At 67.2% G+C, this 2,528-nt stretch carries 1 protein-coding gene and 1 pseudogene; both read left to right on the forward strand.

Annotated elements, in window-relative coordinates:
- A pseudogene (locus HDC93_RS37515) lies at positions 1 to 1,605 on the forward strand (hypothetical protein); the annotation flags it as partial.
- Between the two features lie 2 nt (positions 1,606 to 1,607).
- Positions 1,608 to 2,426, forward strand: a complete 819-nt coding sequence (locus HDC93_RS37520; RefSeq protein WP_185015233.1) for an IS5 family transposase — start codon at positions 1,608 to 1,610, stop codon at positions 2,424 to 2,426.
- Positions 2,427 to 2,528: the final 102 nt, after the last annotated feature.

Here is a 2,528-nt window from a genome sequence, read left to right on the forward strand (position 1 = left end):
TCACCGAAGTCATCCACCCGCGACCGGCACGAGTATCGAGAACCCCACGCACACCAGACCCGTGACCTGCAACTTCACGATGCACACTGCCCAGTACGCCGCAGCATCCTCGCGCTCAACGCCGCCCGTGCCCAAGCAACCTGGCTGCTCAGACAACTCAACTCCGGCACGCAAGCCGAATGGGTCCCCGCCTGGGCCACAAGCAACGACTTCAGTCCCGCACTCCGCCACACCCTCACCGGATTCGATGCTCAAGTGGCCGCCGTGGCATGCACGGTCCTCGACGGCCACCCTGTTGCGGTCATCGGCACAGCCGAGGGCCGCGTGCACGTGCGGGACGTAGCCAGCGGCCATCCCATCGGCGAATCCCTCACCGGATTCGGCGGCCGGGTGTCCGCTGTGGCCTGTACCGTCCTCGACGGCCGCCCCGTCGCCGTCATCAGCAGTGACGCCCGAGACGGCAGCCGCGTGCACGTGCGGGACGTGGCAACCGGGCGTCCGATCTGCGAACCCCTCACCGGATTCAACCGCCAAGTGACCACAGTCGCGTGCACCGTCCTCGACGGCCGCCCCGTCGCCGTCATCAGCAGCGGCACTGGCACCGGCCGCCGACAGAGTCGTAATGGCGGCCGGCTACTTGTTCGCGACGTGGCCACCGGGCAGCCCGTCGGCAAACCCCTCACTGCATTCGCCGGCCCGGTCACCACGCTGGCGTGCACCGTCCTCGATGGCCGCCCCGTCGCCGTCATCGGCACTGGTGGATCCGGCGGCCGTGTGTATGTGCGAGACGTGGCAACTGGCCACCACATTGGTTCGCCACTCACCGGATTCGGCAGCAGAGTGAGTGCCTTGGCGTGCACTGTTCTTGGCAACCGCCCCGTCGCCGTCATCAGCACTGGTACGGGAACCAACGCTCGGGTGTATGTGCGGGATCTAGAATCCGGCCAGCTGGTGGGCGACCCCCTGCCCGGATTTAACAGCCGCTTCGCCGCACTGGCGTGCACCGCCCTCGATGGGCACCCCCTCGCCGTCACCGCGGGCAGTGACCGCACTGTACGCGTCTGGAATCTGCTGGAGAACGCTCAGCCATCTGCAATGACCGCAATCCCCGCCAGTCCACTGGTATCGACCCTGGCTTGTACGGTCCTCGACGACCGCCCCATCGCCGTCATCGGCACCAACACCGGCCGCGACAGCGGTCGCGTGGACGTACGAGACGTGGCAACGGGCCACCTCATCGGCGAGCATCAGTTTGAATTCGGCAGACGGGTCACGGCTGTGGCGTGCACCATCCTTGACGACCGCCCTATCGCTGTCGTAGGTGCCGGCGGCCGAGTGTATTCGCAGGACGTAGCCACCGGCCGCCCTATCCGCGACCCCCTCATCAGACTCCAAGGACTGGTGACCGCCCTGACATGCACGGTATTCAAGGGGCGCCCCATCACCGTCATCGGCACCAGTCAACCTCGCGACGGCGTTGGCCAGGTGCACGTATACGACGTGACAACCGGCAAACCCGTGATCGAGCCCTTTAGGGGTCCTTGCAGAAAGATCGTGTTGTGGCACGGTGGAGATGTACGTGATCCCGTCTTCTGTGGGGTGTGACCATGGCGCGGCGGAAGCCGTGGGAGGTCAGTGACGAGTTGTGGGCGGTGATCGAGCCGCTGTTGCCGAAGCATGAACGGCGGTTCCGGCACCCGGGGCGCAAGCGGATCGATGACCGCAAGACGCTCCAGGGTGTGCTGTTCGTTCTCTACACAGGTGTCCAGTGGGAGTTCCTGCCGCAGGAGTTGGGGTTCGGTTCCGGTCCCACGTGCTGGCGGCGGCTGGCCGAGTGGCAGAAGGCCGGGGTCTGGGAGGAACTCCAGCGGGTTCTGCTGGACGGGTTGCGGGCGGCGGACCGTCTCGACTTCTCCCGCGCCACCATCGATGCCTCTCATGTGCAGGCCAAGCGGGGGCGAGGCAGCCCAAAAGTCGGCCCGAGTCCGGTTGACCGCGCACGGCCGGGCTCGAAACACCACGTCCTGACCGACGCCCGCGGCACTCCACTGCGGGTGTCACTGACCGGCGGACATCGCCACGATGTCACCCAACTCTTGCCGCTCGTCGACGGACTGCCGCCGGTGCGGGGCAAGCGGGGCCGGCCCCGGCGCAAGCCCCGGACGTTATACGCCGACCGCGGCTACGACTACGACATCTACCGCCGCCGCCTGCGCGAGCGTGGCATCACCCCGAAGATCGCCCGACGCGGCCAGCCACACGGCTCGGGCCTGGGCAAAGTCCGCTGGGTCGCCGAGTCCGCCATCGCCTGGCTCCACGGCCCCCGCCGCCTACGAACCCGCTGGGAAGCACGCGACGACATGCACGACGCCTTCCTCCAACTCGCCCACTGCATGGTCCTCGCCCGCAAGAACCCGGCTTTCTGAAAGCACCCCTTAGGGGTCCTTTCACTATGAGCGTCCGATCAGGGCGCGTGGTCTGGTGCCGTGCGTCGCAAGGCGCCGGGAAGCCCTCGTAGCGGAGCTACT

The sequence above is a fragment of the Streptomyces sp. AK010 genome (genome assembly GCF_014207295.1).
Taxonomy (GTDB): Bacteria; Actinomycetota; Actinomycetes; order Streptomycetales; family Streptomycetaceae; genus Streptomyces; species Streptomyces massasporeus.